The 2,080-nt window shown below is 32.5% G+C and carries 1 protein-coding gene; it reads left to right on the top strand.

What is annotated here, in order from left to right; genetic code table 11:
- A partial coding sequence (locus tag A9G30_RS12910; protein WP_176700849.1) for a hypothetical protein occupies positions 1-787 on the top strand: 787 nt, incomplete at its 5' end.
- Positions 788-2,080: the final 1,293 nt, after the last annotated feature.

Genomic DNA, 2,080 nt, shown 5'->3' with positions numbered 1-2,080 from the left:
TTCTTTAGAAAAAAAACCAGAGCATCAATGGGATGGAGTGGATGATATTGGGCGCTATTTTTGGAATGATCCAAACTATGCACAACGCAATTCTGCGGGCGGAGGTTATACTCAAGATTATGTGCCAAATTATGGTTTTAAAGCTAAACCAACTGTGTCATCAAGCACTTTTCCCACAACAGGCTTTCCTGGTGCTAAATTTCAGTTAGTAATGACTGGTGCACAAAGTGATTACAAATATAGTATTGTAAATGACAATGGTGGACAAGTTGCCATAGATACAACTAAAGGTTATGTGATTTTAAACAAGAAGCCAGCAGGTCCAATAACAGTTCGTGCCACTTTGCTTCGAGATACCCAAGTTAAAATCGATTATACATTTGATCCAAGAAGTATTTGGGCCATACCTCAAGGTAATTTTGGGGGATCATTTGAAGAGGCAAAAATACGTTGTGGTGGCGAACAAAATATGCTGACTCGCCTGCAAATGTCTAATTCTCCTCGATCTGAGCTAGTGGGGAATGAAGCGTCGTTTGAAAATGCTGGAGACGATTTTTTATCAAATGCTTATACTCGATCAATAGGTCAATCGCTTTTCGCAGAGTGGGGATGGTCAGATCAAGTGACTTATCCTGATTCTGGTTGGCTATTTGGTGTTGATTATTGGACTAAAGATAAATTTAATGGGTCGCCGACAAGCTCCAGTCACTATGTAGTTCATAGTCATGATGGTTGGATTGGGTGGCGATTGTCAGCCGGAGGCGTTTCTGTTGCCTGTAAAGAATAAAGAATTAAATTGAAAACTAGTCATCAGTGACCAGTATGATGGTTGTAATCCAGTAGCCAGTAAGATAACGCAGTAGCGTTATCTAGCCCAAAAAGTATTCATAAAAAATGAAAATTAATTTTGCCAAAAAATAAGCAATACTTGATAAAGGTTTTTTTAGAGTTTATAAACAATCTTCATATATTATTAATGAATTATATCAACGAAAGTTGGAAATATCTTTAAATGCAATTGAAAAATTACAGAATTGTTTATTGTGTATTCCCAAAACAGAATTTTACATTACGGTTCAACAATGCTCAAAAAACCATCGGGTATGAAGTTGCTAGTGATTTTGAATTAACGTATCATATAAACTGGCTTAATCATCTATTTGTAGGGAAGCCTGAGCTGTATAAAAAAGCGAAGCATCATATTCAAAATTCATTCTAATAATTTATTTCACTTAAATCCGCAACAAGTCGCATTTTTAATAAATTGGCAACTAAAGATGAATGGCAACATGATTACCGATAACTTATTAAAAGCTTAAGGTAGCAGTTATTGATAAAGCTTTAAAGCTGTCTGTAGCAAAGCTAAAATGATAATAAGGTTCTTCATTTAAAACTTAAGCATTAAATGATAATCTTAAATTTATTATTATTTATTGTATGGATTTTTTACTGAAACATATACTTACCTGAAATCTTATTTACAATAAGTTTGAAGCAATTCAACAAAATTTGTATCAAATCTACATAGCTTTTATTTGAATTATGCCTAGTAAGCTAGATAAAGTGTAGTTTTCTTCAAACAGCTAAAAAGTAAGGAAGGATACCCCCATTTTCACTAGAATTTCATACAAATGTGCGAGATAATTCCACAAGGTACAGGCAAAACCAAAAGAAGATAGTATTATGGATGATCTAAATAAATTTAGCCAAAATCGCAAACCGAAGCAAAAAGCAATAAATAGTCCCTATTTACAAATATAGGCTAAATAATACATGCTAATGTTGTTTTGTTTTTATTGGTACAAGTGCCAAATATTTTCTCAGTAATTTTCTTATAGGTAGAAATTTTATCAGTGCAATTCCTTTTGGATTTTTTGACAATAAAAAAATGCATTAATGAAATTGTAGTAGGCGTGTTTTTTATGTTGAATTTTCTATTTTTATTTTGAAACATATGAGCCTAATTAAAATTCAAGCTAGATTCAGCTCGCTTGTTATAAGTACATTTATAGCCGTTTAAGATTATAATTCTCATTGAATTTCATTATGTTTCTTACCTGTTAGAAGTTATAATCTATAT

Source organism: Gilliamella sp. Fer4-1 (genome assembly GCF_001690515.1).
Lineage (GTDB): Bacteria > Pseudomonadota > Gammaproteobacteria > Enterobacterales > Orbaceae > Gilliamella > Gilliamella apicola_C.
This window is presented reverse-complemented; position numbering and strand designations above follow the sequence as displayed.